The following is a 22,748-nucleotide window of genomic DNA, read 5'->3' as shown; positions in this document are numbered from 1 at the left end:
AAGGCGTGCCGCTAAAGACTGTGGCGGTCTCAGGGACGGGTGATCCTGTAGACCAGTAAATCATCTGAATCAGTAAGCTTGGTTGAGGTCCTGTCGAGATAGTCGATCAGGCCCTTATGATGCTCCACGAACAGCAGGTCCTGCTTGTCTGTGGCGTTCTTGGCCACGCCGAACAGATCCGCGCCTTGCGCGCGCAGCTCCTCGATCTGTGCGATCGCAGTGGCGTCATCCGCGACGAATTTCGACCACTCGGTATCGCCTCCGCCAGGCGGGAACACCCAGCCGCGCGCCCTGCTGTAGTAGACTGCGACGGGATCGCCGACTTCGGGCGCGATGGCGACGACGAGATCGCCCGGTTGCGCCAGCCGCGCCAGTTCCTCGCCCAGCAGCTTGCCCTTTATCGCGATTGGCTTCTTCATCGTCCTGACGAGGGGAAGGGTCGACCAGCCGAGCACGATGGCGACGATACAGATCAAGCGAAGCGCCACCGTCGGCGTTGGAAAGGTTCTCGATGCAAGCGTTGCCAGAAGAAGCGCGCCATGGCCGCAGAATATCGCGACCGGCACATGGAAGATGTGGAGGTTCCACACATTGCTGGTGATCTCGCCCGCCGCGGCCAGATAGAGGATCACAGCCGCCGCCAGCCATATATAGGGAATGGCCGAAAGGGCGCGTTGCTTCGGATCTTCGGCGCGGGTAAGCGGCATCCACAAGCCGACTGCGAACAGCACCATGAACGGATAGCCGTAGAACCACAAGACGGAGGTGTTCCATGCGGATTGGAAGTAGAACCTGTCCCTGACATATGTCCAGACGCCGTAATCCCAGATATAGCCGCCGCTGCCGGCGAAATGGAACGGCGGATAGCTGCGGGCCAGATAGATCGCCCAGCTGAAATAAGCGCCAATAACGACCAGGCTCAAAAGCCCCGACAGGAAGACTAAGCGCGCCTGCTTCCACTTCTTCTCCAGGATCCAGCAGACCATCAGATAGAAGATGACGGCGCCGGCAGCGATGCCCGGCGGCTTTGACAGCGCGCCGAGCGAGAAGCTGAGCGTGGCGAGCGGCAAGAGCCAGCCGCTGCCGCCGGCCCAGTATTTGACAAACAGCCAGACGCCAAGGGTCACCAGAGCCAGCATCGCCGGATCGGGAAGGAACGAGCTGTCGATCATGATCGCCGCCGGCATCAACGCGTAGGCCAGCGCCGCCGCGTGGGCGTGCCTCTCACCCCAGCACAGCGCCGTCAGCCTGTGCAGCGAAAACACCGTTACCAGCCCGAAGCAGGCTGCAACCACGCGGCCGAACCAGTCATGCCAGCCGAAGAGTTGGTAGAGCAGGGCGGTGAGATAGCTGACGATCTGGAACTCGCGGCCCTGATAGCTTGGCCCGGGCCCGGTCCAGCTGACCTCTGGAAAGAAGATGTTCCAGCTGCGCTGCTGGAAATTGTCGGCCATCATGGCCGTGCTTATCTCGCGCCAGCTGAAGCCGTCGACCAGCGGCAAGGTGATCTTGTGGAACCTGAAGACGATCGCAATCAGTAGAATTCCCAGCAGGATTGCCGTGTCGAGGTTAAGGTAGCCGCGAGCAGCCGTTTCCCGGTCGATCGTCTCCTGCGGGTACTGCCGACTTTCGGGCTGGTTCAATTCCAGGTCGTTGGGCGCGAGACGCAGTGGCGTGGAGGGCTTGCGGGGCGGCTTTGTCATGCCGGCAGTTCATCAGCAGCGGCTCAAAAAGCAATTCATCCAAATTGAGTATTGACCCTCGTCCTCGTGCTAAGATGGCACGAGTGCCGGCTCGGCCTGTTTGGCGAAAGGATCAATAAGAATCATTGCCCCCATCACGCCTTTGCGCTTGAAATGCCGTCATACATTGGACATAGAGCTAACCGCAGAACTCCGGTCCCGGCTTTCTGCCCGTTTCAACCATTAGGACCGATATCATGGCCTTCCTTGCCGATGCTCTTTCCCGTGTGAAGCCTTCAGCCACCATCGCCGTCTCCCAGAAAGCGCGCGAGCTGAAAGCAAAAGGACGCGACGTCATCGGGCTGGGCGCCGGCGAGCCGGATTTCGATACGCCCGAGAATATCAAGAAGGCCGCCATAGACGCGATCAACCGCGGCGAGACGAAGTACACGCCGGTTTCCGGCATTCCCGAACTGCGCAAGGCGATCGCCGCCAAGTTCAAGCGCGAAAACGGCCTGGAATATTCCTGGGAGCAGACGATCGTCGGCACCGGCGGCAAGCAGATCCTCTTCAACGCCTTCATGGCGACGCTGAACCCCGGCGACGAAGTCGTCATCCCGGCACCCTACTGGGTTTCCTATCCGGAGATGGTGGCGCTCTGCGGCGGCACGCCGGTTTTCGTTTCCGCCACGCAGGAGCATAATTTCAAGCTCCAGGCCGCCGATCTCGAAAAGGCGATCACGCCGAAGACCAAGTGGTTCATCTTCAACTCGCCGTCCAATCCGACGGGTGCTGCCTATACGCATGCCGAATTGAAGGCGCTGACCGACGTGCTGATGAAGCATCCGCATGTCTGGGTGCTGACCGACGACATGTACGAGCACCTGACCTATGGCGACTTCAAGTTCGTCACGCCTGTCGAAGTCGAGCCGAAGCTCTACGACCAGACGCTGACGATGAACGGCGTTTCCAAGGCTTACGCGATGACCGGCTGGCGTATCGGCTATGCAGCCGGCCCGATCCAGCTCATCAAGGCGATGGATATGATCCAGGGCCAGCAGACCTCGGGCGCGACGTCGATCGCCCAGTGGGCGGCCGTCGAAGCGCTGAACGGCACGCAGGACTTCATCCCGGAAAACAAGAAGATCTTCGAAGGCCGCCGCGATCTCGTCGTGTCCATGCTGAACCAGGCCAAGGGCATCGTCTGCCCGGTTCCGGAAGGCGCCTTCTACGTCTATCCCTCCTGCGCCGGCCTGATCGGCAAAACCGCGCCCTCCGGCAAGGTCATCGAGACGGATGAGGATTTCGTCTCCGAGCTTCTGGAATCGGAAGGTGTGGCCGTCGTTCACGGTTCGGCCTTCGGCCTCGGCCCGAACTTCCGCATTTCCTACGCAACCTCGGAGGATTTGCTCGAGGAAGCCTGCCGCCGCATCCAGCGTTTCTGCGCCGCCTGCAAGTAAGCGGACTGCGATACAACAGATCGACGGCCTGCCGGTGACGGCGGGCCTTTTTGTTGCGGCGTTGACGATGTGGCTGCATGTAGCTACATTTGCGCCATGAGGACCGTGACGATCCGCGACGCGAAGAATCGCCTGACCGAGCTTGCCCGCGAGGTCGAGGAAGGCGAGACCATTGTCGTGACGCGCAACGGCAAGCCGGTCTTCGATCTCGTCCCGCATCAGAAGCGAGGCGGCTTGAACCTGGAGGCTGGTGAGGCCTATCTCCGTTCCAAGGGCATCACGAGGACGGAGATGTATATCGCCGACGACTTCGACGATCCTCTGCCGGAAGATTTCCTTTTGAAGCCGCTGCCGTGAACATGCGGGTCCTGCTTGACACGCACATGGTGATCGCGATTGCGCAGAAGCAACTGACGGAACGTTTCCCGCGTGTCGAGCAGCTGCTTTCGGACCATGCCGCCAGCGGCTTCGTCAGCGTCGCCAGTCTCTGGGAAATTGCCATCAAGACGAGGCTTGGGAAATTGCAGCCAGGATTGCCCCTGGAGACCATTCCCATCTATCTCCGGGAGACCGGGCTGACGATCCTGCCCATGGACGTCCCGCATGTCATCACCGCCGCCGATCCAGAGCCTGAGACGCGCGATCCCTTCGACCGCCTGCTGCTGGCGCAGTGCAAGGTCGAGGGCTTGCAGCTTGCGACGGTCGACCGATTGCTCGTCGGCCATCCGCTGGCGCTGCGGCTATAGGCTTCCATCCTGATTGAAGACCTTGCGGCCGCGATTCCGCTTTGCCTCGCAAGTCGTTGAATTCCGATTCAAATCGTGAGGGGGAGCGCCGTCGGCGCGGGTGATCTCAGGTTGCGGGCGGCCGCCAAACCAACTAGATATCCGCCATCAAGTTCAAGTTGCCGCTTTGGGAGGCCGGATTTTGCAGCAGAGTGCCGTCATCGTCTGTTCCGACGTCAACATGCTGCCGGCTGCCTGCTGCACCCTGCTTTCCGTCAAGCGCAATCTGGCGAGGGCCTGTGAATTCCTGCTTCTCGGCATCGACCTGAAGCCGAACGAGGTCGCCGAGGTCGAAAGCTTCGCGCGCCTGCATGGCATCACGATCAAGGTGCTGCCCTATGCGACGCCGGATACGGCGCGCCAAGCGCGGGGCCGTTGGTCCGCCGCCACGCTGGCGCGGCTCTATATGGATCTGCAAATTCCGGAGAATATCGAGCGCCTGCTTTACCTCGACGCCGATGTGCTGGCGGTAGCGTCCGTCGACGAACTCTTCACCAGGGATCTCCAGGGCAAGGCGCTTGGCGCCGTCGATGACTATGTCATGGCCTTTCCCGAGAAGGCTGGCGCGCGGCAGCGCAAGATCGGCATGAGCGAGGGCGGGCGCTACTTCAACGCGGGCGTCTTGCTGTTCGACTGGTCGGTCTGCCGAGCAAAGGGGCTTTTTGCCAGGACCCGGGAGATCTTCGAGGAGCGCTCGCATCTGTTCGAAAACAACGACCAGGATGCGCTGAACGTCACATTCGACGGCGACTGGCTGGTGCTCGATCCGCGCTGGAACACGCAGACGGGATTGCTGCCTTTCGTCACCCGGCCGGCGATCCTTCATTTCACCGGTCGTAAGAAACCGTGGCAGGCGACCGTTCCCTGGGTGCACCGTCGGGTGGCCGCACGTTATGCCGAAGATCTCCGCAACACGCCGTGGGCCTGCTTCTGCAAGCAGCCGTCAGCGGCGGGCCGGGTTGCCGGTTTCTTCTCGCATGTGGGAAAGCAGATCGGTGGGCTGACGCGGCTTGCACGGATGCGTGCCTATTTCAGCAACAGCTAGATCGTCCTTGGAAAGTGCATGTGAGCCGATGGAATCAATTCCGAGCGATATCAGGACTACGGCCGCCGAAGATGGCGGGATGAATCTCTTGACACCGGAAGCGTGGAAGGCGCTGCTGTCGCGCTATTCCCACATCGTGCTGGTGGCAAACAGCGAAGCGGTCGATTTCGAACGGCTCAGAAGCGAGCTGCCGGAGACCGCGCTCTACGTCTTCTTCAACAATGTCTACAAGGTGCTCGACGAGCCCTTCGCCGGACATGCGGTGCTGGTTGCCCGCAGCGGCGTGATGGGCGCCAATATCGTCCACCGGCGGGAAGTGGGCGATGTCCTGCACTTCTTTGCCGGCGATGATTTCCTGGGTGTCATCAATATCCGCGTCTCCCCGGAGGAAAATTTCAGCGAGGAAAGCCGCTTCAACGGCGCCAAGGCTCGCCACCTCGATCTGACGCAAATGCTTGGCGATCTCTATCCCCAGGGCAAAATCGCCACCAGCGGCTTCGCGATGGCGCTCTGGCTCGCCGACCTGCAACTGCCGGGCAAGATCCTGCTTGCCGGCTTTTCGGCCAAGAGAAGCGAGAAGTGGAAGGTCTTCGACGTGCACGATTGGACGTTCGAACAGATCTTCCTGCGCCTCTTTGCCAGGATGGGCTCGATCTCGATGTTGGGCGGAGTCGATGCCAGCCCCTATTCGGCGCTCGGCAAAAGGTTTCCTAACGTCCCGCCGATCGAGATCGCGATGACGGCGGCTGAAGTCTTGTCCGAGCGCCTGCACAATGCGAACGGCCAGATCGACAGGCTGATGTCGGTCACCAAATCCATTCGCGCCATCGAAAACTTCTTCCGGCGCTTCAAGCCGAAAACCCGCAAAGAGCGCTACCTCGAAAAAACGAAGAAATGATTGCCGCCGGTTCTCGTCGGAGGGCGTGACCTGCCGAACGAGTTTCTTCGGCGATCAATCTCCGCGCCGTCTTCAAAGCCCCAGCGCCGTCAGCATGACGAAGGTGGAAAAGAGGATGAAATGCGTCATACCCTCGATGGCGTTGGTCTCGCCATCGTTGAGATTGATTGCCGCGGCAATCAGTGTGATCGCGACCATCACCGTCTGCACCGGAGTCATCGCCATGATGAGGGGCTGGCCGGTATAGAGCGCGATCGCCTCCATGGCGGGCACCGTCAGGATCACCGTCGACAGCGAGGCGCCCATGGCGATATTGACCGTCGCCTGCATCCGGTTTCTCAACGCCGCTCTCAAGGCGGTCAGGATCTCGGGTGCGGCCGAAATTGCCGCGACGACGACGGCGGTGACGGCGATCGGGGCTCCGCTGTCGCGCAGGCCCTCAGCCATGAAAGCCGACATGAACTCCGCGAGCACACCGATGATGACTATGCCTGCGAGGATGCTCACGATCGAGACCGCCGCCGACTCCTCGGTGTCGCGTTCGTCGTGACTTTCCTTCTTCCGCTCGGAGCGCGGATAGCTGTAACTGAAGAAATAGCTGTGCTGCCCGACCTGCATGCGCAGGAAGAGGCCGTAAAGCGCGATCATCGCGACGATGGTGAAGGCGGAATAATAGTGCCACTTATCGCTCGGCACGAATTCCGGCACAATCATGGAAATGCCCATGGCGGTGAGGATCATCACGCCGTAGGTTTTCCCCGAATTGTCGTTATAGGGCTGCTCGCCGTGTTTGAGGCCGCCGAGCAGGGCGGCGAGGCCGAGAATGCCGTTGATGTCGAGCATCAGGGCCGAATAGATCGTGTCGCGCACCAGCGTCGGAGAACTCTCGCCGGTCATCATGATGGCGAGGATGAGGACTTCGACGGCGAGGGCCGAAAGTGTCAGGATCATCGTGCCGTAGGGATCGCCGACCTTGACGGCGAGCAGTTCGGCGTGATGGGCGACGCGGATCGAGGCAAGCACGATGGTGCCGACCAAGGCCGCCGCGGCGAGCAGCGCGACACCGCGTCCCATTTCGATCACTGCGTGTTCAAGGAGATACGCGATCATCGCGGCGGCAAGCGCGGCGACGAGATATTTTTCCGCTCTAAAGCGTGAAGCGATGCCCAAATCAAAGCTCCCGTTGCGATTCATGCCTCTTAACTAAGTCACTGATTCAGGATGGGAAGCACGCCACCGCACTCTGCTATTTGCAGTCTTCGGCGTTTAATGGAATACTGAACGCCATCGGGGCCGGAAAGCAGATCGCGGCGTCCTCGTATTCTCGTCAAGCGGCCGCGATGATCCGGATCCTGTCCGGAGGCGTGCGAATGCGCAACATAAAGATGAGGAGACGGATGCATGGTCAAGGTGGTCTACGAAGTCGTGCCGCATGACGGCGGCTGGGCCTACAGACTGGGAGGCGTCTATTCCGAAGCATTCCCGAGCCATGCCGAGGCGCTCGAGGCTGCGCGCATCGTCGCGGCCGAACAGCAGGTCGGCGGCGATTCCGCCGAGATCAGCTGGCAGGACGAAAACGGCAAGTGGCATGAGGAATACGCCGAAGGCGGAGACCGGCCGGAAACGGAAGTGGTGGACGGCCTGTGGCAGGATCGCGGGGCCGGGGCCCCGCACGGCGCGTGACGCTAAGCATTGCCCTTCAATGCCCGCGCAACGATCGTGTCGACAAATTCACGCTTCTGCGCGGTATAGCGATCGCCGTCGGTCCTGAACTCGGCTGCCAGTCTGCGCTTGAGCGCGGCATACTCGCTCGCCGACGTCGGATGCGCGATGAGATAATCCCGGAAAGCCAGCCTGTTTCGATGTGTGCCGTTGCCGGCCGGGCAAAGGTAGACCCGTTCCGCCGGTAGCGAACCTCTCGATAAAAATGCCCAGACCTCGTCGTCATAGCGATTGCCGCGCGGTTCATAGCCTTCCGCCAGAAGCACCGCTGTGGCATCGGCGATATGCTCGAGGCCGGGAAGAACGATGTCGATATCGATGAGAGGCTTGGCGATCATGCCCGCTATCGACGTGCTGCCGATATGATCGATGGAGAGCGCCTGCGGCAGCCAGGTGAGCAGCCGGCCGCGGATGCGCCGGAAGTGCGCCGGCCATTGCGGATCGTAAGGCACGAGTTCAACCGGATTGTGAGGTGTCATCTTTATCCTGTTGGAGCAATGTCAGCAAAATGTGATGCGGCTGGTGCCGGGAATTGCAGGAAAAACAAGGGTAAGCGTAATAGTGAGCCGGCGGAGAGGCGCCGGATTTATTCAATTGTGCATGATTCTTTTCGGAAATCGATTCCGATTTGTGACTATCCGCTGGTCGAATACCGGTGGTAATCCTGCAGGCCGTTGACCAGCGCGTCGAAAGTGACGCGGCAGCGCGGCGAGGATTTCAGGCTCTCATGCATCGCAACCCAGGTGCCGAGCGGGATGTTGAAAGCATCGGCCAGGAGATGCACGAGATCAGCATTCTCCCGTGCAAGCCCGATCTGGCAGAGGCCGATGCCGACACCGGCGCGGATTGCGGCAAGCTGGGCGAGGTTGCTGTCGGTCCTGTAGGCGAATTTGATCCCATCGGGCACCGGATAGCGCTTCATCACCAGGCGGACATAGGCCGTCTGCCGGTCAAAGCCGATAAGCCGATGATGTGCGAGGTCAGCCACGCTTTGCGGAATGCCATATCGTTCGAGATAGCGGCGATGGGCATGGAAGCCGAGCGGAATATCGCCGATGCGGCGCACGACGAGCGCATCCTGCTGCGGTTCGGCCATGCGCACGGCAATGTCGGCCTCGCGGTTCACCAGATCCTCGATCGCATCGGAAGCCGAGAGTTCGATCTGCAGCTCGGGATGGGCGTCCTGTAACGGCCCGAGAATCGCAGGCAGCACTTCGACGGCGATGACCTCGCTGGCGCTGATCCTGATCGTTCCGGCGACGCGCTCGCGTTGGCTGGATGCGGTCCGCAACAGCGCGGCGGTGGTTGCCGCCAGCGTCTCGGCATAGGGCTCGAGCGCCAGTGCTGCGTCGGTCGGCAGCAGACCGTTCGGCGATCGGGTGAGAGCTCGGCGCCGATCGCCAGTTCTAAGGCATCGACATGGCGGCCTATGGTCGGTTGCGTCAACCCCAGTTCGCGGGCGGCGGCCGAAAGCGATCCGTGCTGGAGCACGGTGAGGAAACTGCGATAGAAATCCCAGCTTGGTTCGGAGTCCATATATATGTTTGTATATCTGATCTACTGATTTCGTCAATTTCGTTTATGTGAGGGCGGGAGCATATTCATTTCATGCGATCGAAGGAGATGCATGTGATGAGCAGAGAGACGAAAATGACCGCCCTTGTTCTCGGCGCGACCGGTGGGATTGGCGGCGCGGTTGGGCGAAAACTGCTGGGGCGCGGCTGGCGGATCCGCGCGCTGAACCGTGATGCGGAACGGGCGATGGGAAAATAGCCGGCATTCGAATGGGTGCAGGGCGATGCGATGAATGCCGGCGACGTCCAGAAGGCGGCCGAAGGCGTCGGGCTGATTGTCCATGCCGTCAATCCGCCGGGCTACCGCGACTGGGACAAGCTGGTGCTGCCGATGCTCGACAATACCATTGCCGCTGCCCGCGCTGTCGGCGCGCGCATCGTGCTGCCCGGAAACGTCTATAATTTCGGTCCCGATGCCCTGCCGATGCCGACGGAGCAGAGCCCGCAGCATCCGGTGACCAGGAAAGGTGCGATCCGGGTCGAGATGGAGGAACGGCTGAAGACGGCGGCGCAAGCCGGCATCGGCGCCATCATCGTCCGCGCCGGTGATTTCTTCGGCCCGGGAGCCACTGCCAACAGCTGGTTCTCGTCCGGCCTGGTGACGCCGGGCAAGCCGGTCGGCACGATCAAAAACCCCGGACGGCGCGGCGTTGGTCATCAGTGGACCTACTTGCCCGACATGGCGGAAACCATGGTGCAGCTCATCGAACGGGCCGATCGGCTGCCGTCCTTTGCCGTCTATCATATGGACGGCTTCTGGGATGCCGACGGCATGCAGATGGCAGAAGTGATCAGGCGCGTTGCCGGCGGCAAGGCGAAGATCGGACGTTTTCCTTGGTGGATCGTGCCGCTCGCCGCGCCCTTCCTTCCCTTGATGCGGGAGATCAACGAGATGCGCTATCTGTGGAAGGTGCCGTTGCGGATGTCGAACAGCAGACTGACGGCTGAACTCGGAAACGAGCCGCGCACACCGATCGACGAAGCCGTCAAGGCGACGCTCGTGGCGCTCGGCTGCCTGTCCGAACCGCAGCATCGTCAGACAGCGTCCGCCGTTATCGGGCATTCACTGCAGGGCGGACGTTATAGCGCGTTGCGTTAAATTTGATTCACGCAACGCGCTATAGCTCTTTGTTTTTATGCATGTCGTTATCCCGGAACCGCTCCACACTTCCGGGCGACATGCATTAAGCCGCAAGTTCGGAAAGGGCGAGCCGGGCGACCGTCAGAGCCGTCTCGACCTGAGGCGTGTTTGCGTCTCCGAGGAACCAGGCGGCCGAAAGTCCGGAATAGGCGGCGATCCATTGCAAAAGCCGCTTCGGCTCGAGCCTCGCTTCCACCGAGACGACGGCGAGCTGGCGGCGGAAACGGCTGGGATCGGTGATAACAGGCAGCTCCTCGTTGGCAAAGATATTGGCGAAATCGAAGCCGCGTTCGCCATGAAGGCGCTTCGGATCGATCGCCAGCCAGCCGCGTGTCTCGAAATCGAGAATATTGCCGTGGTGAATGTCGCCGTGGAGGATGGTGACTTCGCGCGGATCGGAAAGAAGGGCGTTGGCGACCGTCGAGCAATCGGCAAATGTGCCGCCAACTTTATCGGCCGTCGGTTCCAGTTCACGGAACCAGCGGGTGAGGGGTATCGGATCGGGAAGCGGCTTTGGGCGCGGCGCATGCAGCCTTGCGGCCGTCCGGCAGAGGATACGGCTGGCCTCGTCGTCTTCGCCATTCATCGCCATGGAAAGCAGCGAGCGTTTTCCCATTGCTCTTTCCAGTAGCACCGCGTCGCCCTCATGGGCATAGACATAGGCCGCGCCGTCGCCGTCCCACCATTGCATCAGCAGTGCGCCGTATCGTTCGTCGATATCGGCAGCCACTTTCAGCATGGCGGGCCTGTCCTGCCAGAGGACCGGCAGCAGACGGCTCGAATGGGTGATGATGGGCTCGCCGTCTGATATCAGCGACCAGCGTTCGAGATAGGGAGCGAACATGGCGACACCCTAGAAAGATGCGTTGCAAAAGGAAATCCCGCCTTCCGGCGAGATTTTGCAACTCGTAGCGTGAAGACTCACGCGACCTTTTCGAGAGTGGGGTAGTCGACATAGCCCTTGGCAGTGCCGCCATAGAAGGTCGACTGGTCGGGCGTGTTGAGCGGCAGATTATTCGCCAGCCGTTCGACGAGGTCGGGATTGGCGATGAAGGGCTTGCCGAAGGCGACGAGATCGGCGCGGCCGCTTTCGACGGCATCGACCGCCAGGTCGCGGTCATAGCCGTTATTGACCATCCAGTTGGCCTTGCCACCGGCCTTTTCATAGGTACGGCGCAGTGCCTTGTAATCGAAGGGAGGATTGTCGCCCTGCTTGTAATCACGGTCGCCGCCCGTCTGGCCTTCGATGACGTGGATATAAGCGAGGTCGTATTTGGCCAGTCCCTCGACGACATGGGCGAAGGTGGCCTGCGGATTGGAATCGTAGCTTTCGCCCGACGGCGTCACCGGTGAAATGCGGATCGCGGTGCGGCCGGCACCGACTTCGCTGACGACGGCATCCACGACTTCGAAGGCGAGGCGCGTGCGGTTCTCGATCGAGCCGCCATATTGGTCGGTGCGGTCATTGACGCCGTCACGAATGAACTGGTCGAGCAGATAGCCGTTGGCGCCATGGATTTCGACACCGTCAAAGCCGGCGTCGATGGCGGCGCGGGCAGCCTTGCGGTAATCCTCGACGATGCCAGGGATTTCGGAGGTTTCGAGCGCGCGCGGCTCGGAGGTGTCGGCGAAGCTGCCGCTGCCGTCGGCGTTGACCAGATAGGTCTTGGCCTTGGCGACGCGATTGGTCGAAGAGACCGGCTTGCCGCCATTCGGCTGCAGCGTCGTGTGCGAAATGCGGCCGACATGCCACATCTGTACGACGATCTTGCCGCCGGCGGCGTGAACGGCGTCGGTCACACGCTTCCAGCCTTCGAGCGCTGCCTTGCTATAAAGACCGGGCACGTCGGCATAACCCTGGCCTTGATGGGTGATCGCAGTCGCTTCGGTGATGATCAGTCCTGCCGTGGCGCGCTGGCGGTAATATTCGACGTTGAGGTCGTTTGGGATCGCGCCCGGCGAGCGGTTGCGAGTGAGCGGCGCCATGACGATGCGGTTCTTGACGGTGATGTCGCCAACCTTGGTGGGTTCGAAAAGCTTGGCCATGATGGTCCTTTCTTTTGCGGGAGGGATCACTCGGCGGGGGCAAGGGCGGCCCGGCCCCAGGCGGAGAGATGGTCGAGCGCCGCTGCGGCAAGGCCGATCGGGGCCATCAGGCTGCGGCGGAGATTTTAAAGGTCCTGCGTGAGCTGCTTGAGGAAGGCTGCGATCGTGTCTTCGTTGCGCTTGTAGAAGATCCATTGTCCCACGCGTTTGGTGGTGACGAGACCGGCGCGGTGCAGTGTCCCGAGATGGGCCGAAACCGTCGACTGCGACAGGCCGCATCGTTCGAATTGGCTGGCGCAGACCCCCATTTCGAAAGGATGCTGCTGCGTGAGGAAATGTTCCTCCGGATTTTTCAGCCAGTTCAGAATGGCCATCCGGGTGGGATGCGCGAGCGCCTTGATGATCTCGTCTCTGTCCATCGCCGTTTGTCGATCCATAAATCGTATTTTCTCGATATATGGATCGATGCTCGTCGATATGCAAATCACGGAGGCGTGAGGCGGCAGCCTCCCGCGTGTGCGCAAATTTTGAGCAAAAAAAGAGGGCCACCGGAAACCAGGGCCCTTATAAGTTGTGAAGGTCAATAACCTCCAGAGGGGAACAGCTAATGCGGTGGTACTGGGAGAGAAACCACGAAATGCATCAGCTGAAAGGGATATGGTGCTTCCTTAGGCAGGTTTCAATGCTTTTTTGTGCATGCCTGCTATGCACCGCACAATTTTTTTGCGGTGCGGCATACCTGGGTAAGCTAAGGCAAAAAAAGAGGGCCGCTGGAAAACCAGGGCCCTTATAATTGTGAAGGTCAAAAACCTCCAGAGGGGAACAGCTAATGCGGTGGAACTGGGAGGAAAAGCCACCATGTGCATCAGCTATGTGCGATATGGTGGTTTAATGGGCAAACGGCAACCCACATTTGTGCATGCCAGTCATGCGTCCCATGCATAGTATGGAAAACAATCCATAAATTTGATTAAAAATTCCAGTTTCTGGCCTTGCTGACAATGAAATCGCGGAAAGCCTTCAGCTTGGCGGCGTTCTTGATTTCGTCGGGATAGCAGAAATAGGTGTCGAAGGAGGGAACATCGGCGTTGATCGCCAGCTGAATCAGGCCAGGATCGCGTCCGACGATGTAATCCGGAAGGCAGGCGACGCCGATGCCGAGGAGACAGGCGCGCTTGATCGAGGTCTGGCTGTTGATCTGCAGATGCGGGATCCGCTTGTTGTCGGACGAGCGGCCGGCGACCTCGAGCCAGTTGACATCGAGCAGGTAGCTCGGCGCCGGCTCGCCGAAGGTGATGATGCGGTGGTTGTCGAGATCCTCGATCTTCTGCGGCTCGCCATGGCGGTTGATGTAGGAGGGAGCGGCATAGACGTGCATGTGCACGGTGAAGAGTTTGCGTTGGATGAGGTCGGACTGCTGCGGCTGACGCAGGCGGATTGCGCAGTCGGCATGGCGCATGTTCACATCCACTTCCTCATTGTCGAGGATCAGCTGGATCTGCACATCGGGATAAAGCTGCAGGAATTCCTGGATCTTGTCGGTCAGCCAGCCCTGGCCGAGGCCGACCGTCGTCGTCACACGCAGCTTGCCGGACGGCGTCTCGGTCGTCTCGGTGAGCTGCATCTTCACGGTTTCGAGCTTCAGCAGCACGTCATGGGCGGTGCGGTACAGCAGTTCCCCCTGTTCCGTCAGGATCAGGCCGCGCGCATGGCGGTGAAACAGCTTGGTGCCTACATCCTGCTCCAGCGCGCTCACCTGGCGGCTGATGGCGGATTGGGACAGATGCAGCTTATCGGCTGCGTGCGTAAACGAGCCCGCCTCGGCAGCTGCGTGGAAAATACGCAGCTTGTCCCAATCCAGTGGCATTCCCCCGCCTCTCATGCCGATCTTACTCCGCGGCCACGGCGACGGGCATGTGGCCCGTCAGATATCGCTCGGCTTCGAGCGCTGCCATGCAGCCCATCCCGGCGGCGGTGACGGCCTGGCGGAAGGTGTCGTCGGTCACGTCGCCGGCGGCATAGACACCCTCGAGGCTGGTCGCGGTCGAATCCGGCGCGGTCCAGAGATAGCCGTTGTCTTTCAGCTTCAGCTTGTCCTTGAAAAGTTCGGTTGCCGGCGCATGGCCGATCGCGACGAAGACGCCGTCGACCGGCATTTCTTTGATCGCGCCGGTTCTGACATCGCGCAGGCGCGCGCCGGTGACGGATTGCGGCATCGGGGGCTTGGCCGGCGTGCCTGTTATTTCGGCCACTTCCGAGTTCCACAGCACCTTGACGTTTTCCTTGGCGAACAGGCGTTCCTGCAGGATCTTCTCGGCGCGGAACGAGTCGCGACGGTGGACGACCGTTACCGACTTGGCGATGTTGGAGAGATAGAGTGCCTCTTCGACGGCGCTGTTGCCGCCGCCGACGACGATCACGTCCTTGTTGCGATAGAAGAAGCCGTCGCAGGTGGCGCAGGCTGAAACACCGAAGCCCTGGAAATGCTGTTCGCTTTCGATGCCGAGCCACTTGGCCTTGGCGCCGGTGGCGATGATCAGCGTATCGGCGGTCCAGACCTGGCCGCTGTCGGTGCGGGCGACGAAGGGCCGCTGGTTCATGTCAACTTCGGTCACCAGGTCGTTGACGATCTCGGCGCCGACATGTTTTGCCTGCTGAAGCATCTGCTCCATCAGCCAGGGGCCCTGGATCGGATCGGCAAAGCCCGGATAGTTCTCGACGTCGGTGGTGATCATCAGCTGACCGCCCTGTTCGAGACCGGCGATCAAAACCGGTTTCAGCATGGCGCGCGCGGCATAGACCGCGGCGGTATAGCCCGCGGGTCCGGAACCGATGATGAGCACCTTGGTGTGGCGGGCGGGCATGTCATTTCCTTTCGACTGGCAGGAGGGCGGCGGCTAAATAGCGAATGCGGCCGTTTCGCGGTCCATGCGCCATTTATGAACGACCAATGCTTTTATTCAAGGGCAGCCTTGCGTTACCAACAAGGCAAATCACCCTGCTGTGCAAGAATCCGTCATCGGCGTGAAACTTTCTTGCGTATTCCGCGGCTTTATATAGAAGCTCGCCGCGGAGAATTAAAGAAAGGCCATGATGTGGGTCGCACCGAGCTCGACGTCATCGACATAAAGATCCTCCGCGAGCTGCAGGCCGACGGCCGCATGACCAATGTCGAGCTCGCCGATCGCGTCGGTATTTCGGCGCCGCCCTGCCTGCGCCGGGTGCGCAAGCTCGAGGAAGCCGGCATCATCGAAGGCTATCACGCCATGCTGAACAGCCCGAAGCTCGGCTTCGATCTGGTCGCCTTCTGCATGGTCGGGCTCAAGCATCAGTCGGAAGGCAATCTCAAGGCCTTCGCCGCCGCCACCACCCAATGGCCGCTGGTGCGCCAAGCCTGGATGGTTTCGGGCGACAGCGATTTCCTGCTGCACTGCGTGGCGGAAAACCTGACCCACTTCCAGGATTTCGTCATCGAGGTGCTGACGGCGAACGAACATGTCGATACCGTGCGCACGATGCTGACGATCCGGCAGGTGAAGAAGCTCGGGCTGGTGGAAGTCTGAGCTATTTGCGCGAGGCATAACCGCCGCGGTTGATGCCGTGGCGCTGGAGCTTGTCGTAGAACGTCTTTCTCGGGATGCCGAGCGCCTCGATGGTGCGGCGCACGTCGCCGTCACTGGCCGCGAGCGCGTCGCGGATGATCTCGGCCTCGTAGCGTTCCAGCCGCTCGGGCAGTGTGCCGCCGGTCGGCTGCAGGGGAAGGGATGGCGCTCCGCCGCCTTCGACGCCGAGCACCACGCGTTCGGCATAATGGGAGAGTTCGCGGACGTTGCCGGGCCATGGATGCGAGGCGAGGTGGCGGCGAACCGCCTCCGAAAGCTGCGGCACATCGCGGCGGAAGCGCTCGGCGGCGCGGGCGGCAAAGTGGGAAAAGAGCAGCGGAATATCGTCGCGACGTTCCCTCAGCGGCGGAATGGAAATCGTCACGACATTCAGCCTGTAATAGAGGTCCTCGCGAAAATCGCCGCGCACCTCGGGGTCGCCAAGGTCGATCTTGGCGGCCGCGACGACGCGCAGGTCGACCGGGCGCACCTCGTTGGTGCCGAGCGGGGTGATTTCGCGCATCTCCAGCACCCTCAGCATCTTGACCTGCGTGGCGACAGGCATGCTCTCGATCTCGTCGAGGAAGAGCGTGCCGCCGCTTGCATGTTCGATGCGGCCGGTGCGGCGCTTCTGGGCGCCGGTAAAGGCGCCGGCCTCGTGACCGAACAGCTCGCTTTCGATGACGGTTTCGGGCAGCGCCCCGCAGTTCAGCGCCACGAAATTGCCCTTCCGGCGATGGCTCCACTGATGCAGGATCTGGGCGACCACTTCCTTGCCGCTGCCGGTTTCGCCGGCGACCAGCACGTCGACATCGGTATCGGCGATGTGGCGAAGGATCTTCCTGAGATTGTCCATGACGGGCGTCTGGCCGATCAGCGGCAAAGTCTCCTGCGCGTCGTCGGCAGCCTTGCGCAGCATGCGGTTTTCCAGAACGAGCCGACGTTTTTCGCTGGCGCGGCGCACGCTCTGGACGAGCCGGTTGGCCGGGAAGGGTTTGGCGATGAAATCATAGGCGCCGTCCTGGATGGCCTGGACGGCCATCGGGATATCGCCGTGGCCAGTCATCAGGATGACGGGCAGGTCGGCATCCAGGTCTTTGAGCGTGGCGAACAGCTGCAGCCCGTCGATCTCGGGCATGCGGATATCGGTGACGACGGGGCCGGCGAAGTCGGCCGGCAGGTCGGCCAGCGCTGCTTTGGCACCGTCATAGGCGGAAACGAAGAAGCCGGCGAGCTCCAGCGTCTGGGCCGTGGCGCGGCGCAGATCGCCGTCATCGTCGATCAAAGCAACGGGTATGGCCATGTCCATGATCTCAAGCCTTCCTCAGATGAACGATGAACCGGCTTCCCTCGCCATCGCTCTCAACTTCCATCCGGCCGCCGTAATCGCCGACGATGTCCTTGGAGATGACGAGCCCGAGACCGAGACCTTTTTCCTTCGAGGTGTTGAACGGCGTGAACAGGCCTTTGCGGATTTCGGGCGAAATGCCGGGGCCGTTGTCGGCAACCGTCAGCGTCACCGTCTCCGCATCGGCCGATGTCCTGACCTCGACGCGCCCCTCTTCGGCCTTCGGCGCTACGGCCTCCAGCGCGTTCTGAAGCAGGTTGATCAGCACCTGCTCGAGGCGGATCCTGCTGCCCATGACCTGCAGCTCGGCCGGCGGCAGCGCGATGTCGAGCGTATCCATGCGGCCGGCAAAGCGGCTGCGCAACAGCATCACCGCCCCCTCGATGACGTCCTTCAAGCCTGTCGGCTCGGCGCTGCCGCGGCCCTTGCGGGCGAAGGTCTTCAGCTCCTCGGTGATCGAGCCGATGCGTTCCGTCAGTGCGGCGATGTTCTGAAGATTTTCACCGGCGGGTGCCGTCTGGCCGCGGTCGAGGAAGGTGCGGGCATTGTCCGCATAGGCGCGGATGGTCGCCACCGGCTGGTTGATCTCATGGGCGACGCCGGCGGCAACCTGGCCGAGGATCGCCAGCCGGTTTGCCTGCACCAGGTCCTGCTGCACCGCCTGGAGCTTCTGCTCGGTGCTGCGATGACCGGCGATCTCGGCCTGCAGCCGATCCCGCGCCTGGCTGAGATCCAGCGTCCGCTCAGCCACGCGTTGTTCCAGTTCTTCGCGCGCCTGCTGCTCCCTGAAAATCCTCAGCGTGATCGTCTGGCGACGGCGCAAGAGGAAGGCTGCGCCCGCCAGGAGCGGCAAAAGCAAGAGCAGCGCCAGCATGCGCGTTTCGCGGACCGCCGCATCGACGGACGGTCCCAATGCAACAAGATGCTGCAGGTGCCAGCCGGTCGCAGGGATAGGCATCCCGACATTGAGAAAGCTGGTCTTACCGGCGCCGCCGGGCGTGACGATCTCAACGACAGCAAGCCCGTCGCCAAGGTGCCTGATGATATCGAGCGGCAACGGCTGAAGCGGCGCGTCACCGAATTGAAGGCTCTCGCGGATCGCGGTCAGCCGATCCTCGGCAATGCGGCCGATCGTCATGAACCGCCAGGAGGGAATGCTGGTGATGAGGACGATGCCGCGATCGTCGATGACGTAGGACGGGGCGCCCGAGGCATTCCAATCCGCCTCGACATCGTCGAATTCGACCTTGACGACGACGACGCCCAGGAGACCGTCGCTGCCTGATATCCGCTCGGAAATATAAAGACCGGGCTTCTTGCTGACGGTGCCGAGCGCGAAATGCTCGGCCTGCCCTTGAGCGACGGCGCCCTGAAAATACTCGCGGAAGCGATAGTTGCTGCCGACGAAGCTCGTCGGTTCGCGCCAGTTGCTGGCCGAAACCGCGATGCCATCCTTGTCGATGACATAGATGACGGCAGCCTTCGTACCGGCGGCCAGTGTCTCAAGCTTCCGGCTCAACTGCTCGAACGTGCCGGCGTCGCGTCCCGCCAGGGCCGCGGCGAGCGCGGTATCTTGCGACAGCACGAAGGGCAGCGCCCGGTATTTTTCGAGGACGGTGCGCAGCAGCGCCACGTTCATCCTCGCATCGGTGCGGGCCTGTTCCTCCAGGGCCGCTTCCGCCCGGCGCCGGCCGACCTCGCCGCTCACCAAGAGACTTGCGGCGACGGCTGAGAGAGCGAGTACCGCATAGGCCCACCACATCCGGCGAATGCGGTGGTGCAAGGGCAGAGAGGGCCAAAGCCTTTGCGAGACTGACAAGGACATGGCGGATTTGTGCATTTTTCCGCACGAGACGCAAATGGATTTGTGTGGGTTTTCGCATTGGCGGGTTAGGCGGCTGGCCCGCCAGAAAATTTATTGCCATAAATACAATGATTTAGGCGGATGGCGCGAAACTGGCACGGCGATTGCGAAGAACAGCGCAACAACGGCTGAGCTGTTGGATTGAAGCGAACGGCTCGGGAGGCCGGAGTTCGTTCCGGACGAGCCTTTAGGAGGACATCATGATCGCAGCACCACTCGATGCAGTCGCAGACAGCAAGGGCAAGAAGCCCTTCTACTCCCATCTCTACGTGCAGGTTCTCGCGGCTATCGCCGCAGGCATCCTGCTCGGCCATTTCTATCCCGAACTCGGCACCCAGCTGAAGCCGCTCGGCGATGCCTTCATCAAGCTCGTGAAGATGGTGATCGCTCCGGTCATCTTCCTGACGGTGGCGACCGGCATTGCCGGCATGAGCGACCTGAAGAAGGTCGGCCGCGTTGCCGGCAAGGCGATGCTGTACTTCCTGACCTTCTCGACGCTGGCGCTCGTCATCGGCATGGTCGTCGCCAATGTCGTCCAGCCAGGCGCCGGCATGAACATCGATCCGGCTTCGCTGGATCCCGCCGCCGTCGCCACCTTTGCCACGAAGGCGCATGAGCAGAGCATCGTCGGCTTCCTCACGAATATCATCCCGACGACGATCGTCGGCGCCTTTGCCGACGGCGACATCCTGCAGGTGCTGTTCTTCTCGGTGCTCTTCGGCATCGCGCTCGCCATGGTCGGCGAAAAGGGCGAACCGGTCATCAACATCCTCAACGCCCTGACGGCTCCGATCTTCAAGCTGGTCGCCATCCTGATGAAGGCCGCCCCGATCGGTGCCTTCGGCGCCATGGCCTTCACCATCGGCAAGTATGGCATCGGTTCGATCGCCAATCTCGCCATGCTGATCGGCACCTTCTACATCACCTCGCTGCTCTTCGTTCTCGTCGTGCTCGGCGCCGTCGCCCGCTATAACGGCTTCTCGATCCTGGCGCTGCTGCGTTACATCAAGGAAGAGCTGCTGCTGGTGCTCGGAACCTCGTCTTCTGAGGCCGCGCTTCCGGGCCTGATGAACAAGATGGAAAAGGCCGGCTGCAAGCGCTCGGTCGTCGGCCTCGTCATCCCCACAGGCTATTCCTTCAATCTCGACGGCACCAATATCTACATGACGCTGGCGGCGCTTTTCATCGCCCAGGCAACCGGCATCCAGCTCTCCTGGGGCGACCAGATCCTGCTGCTGCTGGTGGCGATGCTGAGCTCCAAGGGTGCGGCCGGCATCACCGGCGCCGGCTTCATCACCCTTGCCGCCACACTCTCGGTCGTGCCGTCCGTGCCGGTCGCCGGCATGGCGCTCATCCTCGGCATCGACCGCTTCATGTCGGAATGCCGGGCGCTGACCAACCTCGTCGGCAATGCGGTGGCGACGATCGTCGTGGCGCGCTGGGAAAATGAGCTGGATACGGTGCAGCTTGCCGCAGCGCTCGGCGGCCAGACAGAAGAGGGCGCTCCTGCAGGCGGACTTCAGCCGGCCGAATAAACCCGCCCGATCGTCGATAATCTTGCAGCGGCCCGTGATCCAACGGGTCGTTTGCTTATTGATTAAGCTCGTTCTCTACTCATCGTCATCCTCGGCCTTGTGCCACGCCTGTTCGGTTGCCGCGAATGGTTGCCCCTCACCATAGCCCTCTCCCCGTAAAACGGGGCGAGGGGACGTGCCCTGCGAGAGGTGGAGAGGGACGGGGAGGTCGCATCTATCCCCCTTCGCCCCGTATTACGGGGAGAAGGTGGCGGCAGCCGGATGAGGCGCAGGCGGCGATCTCTTAGGGCGACGATTTTAGACTGCTTGCTGAGAAACGTCTGATAACCAGATGCAGCATGCTTCAGCGGACCGTTTCCCGTTCCGCGTCAGCCGCGATTGCCGCCGAGAAGGCGGTCGTAAAGGGCGCCGATCGCGGTTGCTTCCTTCTCCAGCGCAAAATTTTCCCGGACATGGCGCAGCGCATTCTCGCCATGGGCGATCGCCAGCGCCGGATCTGCGATATAGGGAGCGATTGCCCGCGTCAGCGCCTCACCGTCGCCGGCGGCAACGACCGAGCCGGTCTCGCCCTCGGCGATGAGTTCGGAATAGGCGCCGGCGTCCGAGGCCACCACCGCGGTGCGCGAAGCCATGGCTTCGAGCGGCGTCAGGCCGAAGCCCTCGTTGCGGGAGGGGGCGACATAGAGCGTCAGGCGGCGATACCAGACCTTGATATCGGGCACTTCGCCGAGGAAGAGGATGCGATCGGCGAGCCCGGCGGCAGCGACATCGGCCTTGAGCTTGTCGCCGAAGCCCACGTGCTCCGCCGTCACCCGGCCGGAGACGACGGCCGTCCATTCGGGGTGCTGCGGCAAGAGTTCGATCATAGCCTTGACGAAGAGATCGGTGCCCTTCTGATGGCGCACACGACCGAAGCAGCCGACAAGGTAGCGGCCGGGCAGACCGGTCGCGGCAATGGCGTCCTCCGCCGTTTCCGGCGGGTGGAACAGGGACAGATCGACGCCGTGCTGGATGACCGTGTGCGGCACCTCGAGAAAGGAGCCGGAGCGATCGCTGGTTGCGATCACCGCATCCATGCGGCGGATCAGCCATTTCGTGTAGGCGGTGTGGCGACGCTGCGCGGCGGAGGTGAAGATGAGCTTCAGCGGCATGCGCAGGAGATGGCGGAGCAGGATGCCGACGGCCATCTCATTGTTGCGGCGGGCGTGCCAGATGCGCTGGCGCCGGCGTGCCGGCCTGCGCCACAGACCAGGGAGCTGTGACCATCTCAGTTTCGGCAGGTCCTCGGGCAGGCCCGGACCGAGGGGCGCGATCCTGATGCCGAGCCGGATCTGGCATGGGATGAGCTGGACGATGGTCGACGTGACGCCGGAGAGCCGGCGCTTGAAATTAGGCGCGATGATCTCGACGTCACGCATATCAGGCAAGGGAGGGGTCTCGTTTGTGGCGGGCGATCAGCCCCAGGAAACCTGGAGGATTTCGTAGGCCTTGGAGCCACCGGGCGCGTTGACCTCGATGGAATCGCCGACTTCCTTGCCGATCAGCGCACGGGCGATCGGGGAGGAGATGGAGATGCGGCCGGCCTTGACGTCGGCTTCCTGGTCGCCGACGATCTGGTAGGTCTTTTCTTCCTCGGTGTCCTCGTCGACGAGCTTCACCTTGGCGCCGAACTTGATCTTGTCGCCCGACATCTTCGTGAGGTCGATGACCTCGGCGCGCGCCGTCAGGTCTTCAAGCTCGCTGATGCGGCCTTCATTGTGGCTCTGGGCTTCCTTGGCAGCGTGATATTCGGCGTTTTCGGAAAGGTCGCCATGGGCACGGGCTTCGGCGATCGCCTCGATGATTCGCGGGCGCTCCTCCTGCTGACGCCAGCGCAGTTCTTCCTGCAGCTTGACGAAACCACCCTGTGTCATCGGTACCTTTTCAACCATTTTTCTGTCCTTCACTCCTTGCATCGGCACGTCAGGCGCAAACACAAAAGAAAACAGGTCCCGAAGGGGAGCTTCGGAACCGTGCCACAATCCTAGTTAAGCGCTTATAGCAGAT

At 61.7% G+C, this 22,748-nt stretch carries 20 protein-coding genes and 2 pseudogenes; 9 read left to right on the top strand and 13 right to left on the bottom strand.

The window, feature by feature from the left end; translation table 11 throughout:
• Nucleotides 1–29: 29 nt before the first annotated feature.
• Nucleotides 30–1,703 carry a glycosyltransferase family 39 protein gene (locus tag C4N04_RS03890; protein WP_106795467.1) on the bottom strand — a complete coding sequence of 558 codons (1,674 nt, stop codon included), beginning with the start codon at nt 1,701–1,703 and terminating at the stop codon, nt 30–32.
• Between the two features lie 236 nt (nt 1,704–1,939).
• On the opposite strand from C4N04_RS03890, the gene C4N04_RS03885 reads away from it, so the two are divergent.
• The 5 genes from C4N04_RS03885 (at nt 1,940) to C4N04_RS03865 (ending at nt 5,870) form a co-directional block, all read left to right on the top strand.
• A complete protein-coding gene (locus C4N04_RS03885) occupies nt 1,940–3,142 on the top strand; it encodes a pyridoxal phosphate-dependent aminotransferase (RefSeq protein WP_077991744.1) in 1,203 nt (400 codons plus the stop codon).
• 96 nt (nt 3,143–3,238) lie between these two features.
• A complete protein-coding gene (locus C4N04_RS03880; RefSeq protein ID WP_010047316.1) occupies nt 3,239–3,499 on the top strand; it encodes a type II toxin-antitoxin system prevent-host-death family antitoxin in 261 nt (86 codons plus the stop codon).
• A gap of 2 nt (nt 3,500–3,501) precedes the next feature.
• Nucleotides 3,502–3,888, top strand: coding sequence for a type II toxin-antitoxin system VapC family toxin (locus C4N04_RS03875; RefSeq protein ID WP_077991745.1), 387 nt, complete (start codon nt 3,502–3,504; stop codon nt 3,886–3,888).
• A 181-nt stretch (nt 3,889–4,069) separates the two neighbouring features.
• A complete protein-coding gene (locus C4N04_RS03870) occupies nt 4,070–4,972 on the top strand; it encodes a glycosyltransferase family 8 protein (RefSeq protein WP_096762354.1) in 903 nt (300 codons plus the stop codon).
• Between the two features lie 28 nt (nt 4,973–5,000).
• Nucleotides 5,001–5,870 (top strand): hypothetical protein, encoded by an 870-nt coding sequence (locus tag C4N04_RS03865; protein WP_009996310.1) that lies wholly within the window; start codon nt 5,001–5,003, stop codon nt 5,868–5,870.
• Between the two features lie 72 nt (nt 5,871–5,942).
• Here the strand turns inward: C4N04_RS03865 and C4N04_RS03860 are convergent, their stop codons facing one another.
• Entirely contained in the window at nt 5,943–7,040 is a 1,098-nt protein-coding gene (locus tag C4N04_RS03860; protein WP_077991747.1) for a calcium:proton antiporter, read from the bottom strand.
• Nucleotides 7,041–7,271: 231 nt separating this feature from the next.
• On the opposite strand from C4N04_RS03860, the gene C4N04_RS03855 reads away from it, so the two are divergent.
• The gene (locus C4N04_RS03855; protein ID WP_077991748.1) at nt 7,272–7,553 is read left to right on the top strand and encodes a DUF2188 domain-containing protein; all 282 of its coding nucleotides are present in this window, start codon (nt 7,272–7,274) and stop codon (nt 7,551–7,553) included.
• Nucleotides 7,554–7,555: 2 nt separating this feature from the next.
• Here C4N04_RS03855 and C4N04_RS03850 read toward each other — a convergent pair whose 3' ends face one another.
• Nucleotides 7,556–8,071, bottom strand: coding sequence for a GrpB family protein (locus C4N04_RS03850; protein WP_106795466.1), 516 nt, complete (start codon nt 8,069–8,071; stop codon nt 7,556–7,558).
• A gap of 155 nt (nt 8,072–8,226) precedes the next feature.
• A pseudogene (locus tag C4N04_RS03845) lies at nt 8,227–9,128 on the bottom strand (LysR family transcriptional regulator).
• Nucleotides 9,129–9,224: 96 nt separating this feature from the next.
• Between C4N04_RS03845 and C4N04_RS03840 the strand changes: the two are divergent.
• Nucleotides 9,225–10,265 (top strand): annotated as a pseudogene (locus C4N04_RS03840) (NAD-dependent epimerase/dehydratase family protein).
• Between the two features lie 85 nt (nt 10,266–10,350).
• On the opposite strand, the gene C4N04_RS03835 reads toward C4N04_RS03840, so the two are convergent.
• The 5 genes from C4N04_RS03835 to trxB all read right to left on the bottom strand — a co-directional run bounded on the left by C4N04_RS03835 (nt 10,351) and on the right by trxB (nt 15,217).
• Complete coding sequence (locus C4N04_RS03835) at nt 10,351–11,151, bottom strand: aminoglycoside phosphotransferase family protein (protein WP_106795465.1); 801 nt, start codon at nt 11,149–11,151, stop codon at nt 10,351–10,353.
• Nucleotides 11,152–11,228: 77 nt separating this feature from the next.
• Entirely contained in the window at nt 11,229–12,353 is a 1,125-nt protein-coding gene (locus C4N04_RS03830; protein ID WP_106795464.1) for an alkene reductase, read from the bottom strand.
• 125 nt (nt 12,354–12,478) lie between these two features.
• On the bottom strand, nt 12,479–12,772 hold the full coding sequence (locus C4N04_RS03825) for a metalloregulator ArsR/SmtB family transcription factor (protein WP_077991754.1): 294 nt from the start codon (nt 12,770–12,772) through the stop codon (nt 12,479–12,481).
• Between the two features lie 551 nt (nt 12,773–13,323).
• Entirely contained in the window at nt 13,324–14,220 is an 897-nt protein-coding gene (locus C4N04_RS03820) for a LysR family transcriptional regulator VtlR (protein WP_004671024.1), read from the bottom strand.
• A 22-nt stretch (nt 14,221–14,242) separates the two neighbouring features.
• A complete protein-coding gene (gene trxB, locus C4N04_RS03815) occupies nt 14,243–15,217 on the bottom strand; it encodes a thioredoxin-disulfide reductase (protein WP_106795463.1) in 975 nt (324 codons plus the stop codon).
• A gap of 231 nt (nt 15,218–15,448) precedes the next feature.
• On the opposite strand from trxB, the gene C4N04_RS03810 reads away from it, so the two are divergent.
• The gene (locus tag C4N04_RS03810) at nt 15,449–15,916 is read left to right on the top strand and encodes an Lrp/AsnC family transcriptional regulator (protein ID WP_106795462.1); all 468 of its coding nucleotides are present in this window, start codon (nt 15,449–15,451) and stop codon (nt 15,914–15,916) included.
• Nucleotide 15,917: 1 nt separating this feature from the next.
• Here the strand turns inward: C4N04_RS03810 and C4N04_RS03805 are convergent, their stop codons facing one another.
• Both C4N04_RS03805 and C4N04_RS03800 read right to left on the bottom strand, forming a co-directional pair.
• Nucleotides 15,918–17,264: a sigma-54 dependent transcriptional regulator gene (locus tag C4N04_RS03805; protein ID WP_106795461.1), complete on the bottom strand. Its 1,347-nt coding sequence runs from the start codon at nt 17,262–17,264 to the stop codon at nt 15,918–15,920.
• A 4-nt stretch (nt 17,265–17,268) separates the two neighbouring features.
• A complete protein-coding gene (locus tag C4N04_RS03800; RefSeq protein WP_077991760.1) occupies nt 17,269–19,143 on the bottom strand; it encodes an ATP-binding protein in 1,875 nt (624 codons plus the stop codon).
• A 224-nt stretch (nt 19,144–19,367) separates the two neighbouring features.
• On the opposite strand from C4N04_RS03800, the gene C4N04_RS03795 reads away from it, so the two are divergent.
• A complete protein-coding gene (locus C4N04_RS03795) occupies nt 19,368–20,702 on the top strand; it encodes a dicarboxylate/amino acid:cation symporter (protein WP_096762360.1) in 1,335 nt (444 codons plus the stop codon).
• Between the two features lie 368 nt (nt 20,703–21,070).
• Here C4N04_RS03795 and C4N04_RS03790 read toward each other — a convergent pair whose 3' ends face one another.
• On the bottom strand, nt 21,071–22,129 hold the full coding sequence (locus C4N04_RS03790) for a glycosyltransferase family 4 protein (protein WP_106795460.1): 1,059 nt from the start codon (nt 22,127–22,129) through the stop codon (nt 21,071–21,073).
• A gap of 27 nt (nt 22,130–22,156) precedes the next feature.
• Complete coding sequence (gene greA / locus C4N04_RS03785) at nt 22,157–22,633, bottom strand: transcription elongation factor GreA (protein WP_017965278.1); 477 nt, start codon at nt 22,631–22,633, stop codon at nt 22,157–22,159.
• Nucleotides 22,634–22,748: the final 115 nt, after the last annotated feature.

Source organism: Rhizobium sp. H4, assembly GCF_003013335.1.
Classification (GTDB): Bacteria; Pseudomonadota; Alphaproteobacteria; order Rhizobiales; family Rhizobiaceae; genus Rhizobium; species Rhizobium sophoriradicis.
This window is presented reverse-complemented; position numbering and strand designations above follow the sequence as displayed.

Excerpts from the sequence above, each read along its gene's own strand:
- C4N04_RS03890 (WP_106795467.1), bottom strand. The coding sequence starts at position 1,703 with ATGACAAAGCCGCCCCGCAAGCCCTCCACGCCACTGCGTCTCGCGCCC.
- C4N04_RS03885 (WP_077991744.1), top strand. The coding sequence starts at position 1,940 with ATGGCCTTCCTTGCCGATGCTCTTTCCCGTGTGAAGCCTTCAGCCACC.
- C4N04_RS03880 (WP_010047316.1), top strand. The coding sequence starts at position 3,239 with ATGAGGACCGTGACGATCCGCGACGCGAAGAATCGCCTGACCGAGCTT.
- C4N04_RS03875 (WP_077991745.1), top strand. The coding sequence starts at position 3,502 with ATGCGGGTCCTGCTTGACACGCACATGGTGATCGCGATTGCGCAGAAG.
- C4N04_RS03865 (WP_009996310.1), top strand. The coding sequence starts at position 5,001 with ATGGAATCAATTCCGAGCGATATCAGGACTACGGCCGCCGAAGATGGC.
- C4N04_RS03855 (WP_077991748.1), top strand. The coding sequence starts at position 7,272 with ATGGTCAAGGTGGTCTACGAAGTCGTGCCGCATGACGGCGGCTGGGCC.
- C4N04_RS03850 (WP_106795466.1), bottom strand. The coding sequence starts at position 8,071 with ATGACACCTCACAATCCGGTTGAACTCGTGCCTTACGATCCGCAATGG.
- C4N04_RS03835 (WP_106795465.1), bottom strand. The coding sequence starts at position 11,151 with ATGTTCGCTCCCTATCTCGAACGCTGGTCGCTGATATCAGACGGCGAG.
- C4N04_RS03830 (WP_106795464.1), bottom strand. The coding sequence starts at position 12,353 with ATGGCCAAGCTTTTCGAACCCACCAAGGTTGGCGACATCACCGTCAAG.
- C4N04_RS03825 (WP_077991754.1), bottom strand. The coding sequence starts at position 12,772 with ATGGACAGAGACGAGATCATCAAGGCGCTCGCGCATCCCACCCGGATG.
- C4N04_RS03820 (WP_004671024.1), bottom strand. The coding sequence starts at position 14,220 with ATGCCACTGGATTGGGACAAGCTGCGTATTTTCCACGCAGCTGCCGAG.
- trxB (WP_106795463.1), bottom strand. The coding sequence starts at position 15,217 with ATGCCCGCCCGCCACACCAAGGTGCTCATCATCGGTTCCGGACCCGCG.
- C4N04_RS03805 (WP_106795461.1), bottom strand. The coding sequence starts at position 17,264 with ATGGACATGGCCATACCCGTTGCTTTGATCGACGATGACGGCGATCTG.
- C4N04_RS03800 (WP_077991760.1), bottom strand. The coding sequence starts at position 19,143 with ATGCACAAATCCGCCATGTCCTTGTCAGTCTCGCAAAGGCTTTGGCCC.
- C4N04_RS03795 (WP_096762360.1), top strand. The coding sequence starts at position 19,368 with ATGATCGCAGCACCACTCGATGCAGTCGCAGACAGCAAGGGCAAGAAG.
- greA (WP_017965278.1), bottom strand. The coding sequence starts at position 22,633 with ATGGTTGAAAAGGTACCGATGACACAGGGTGGTTTCGTCAAGCTGCAG.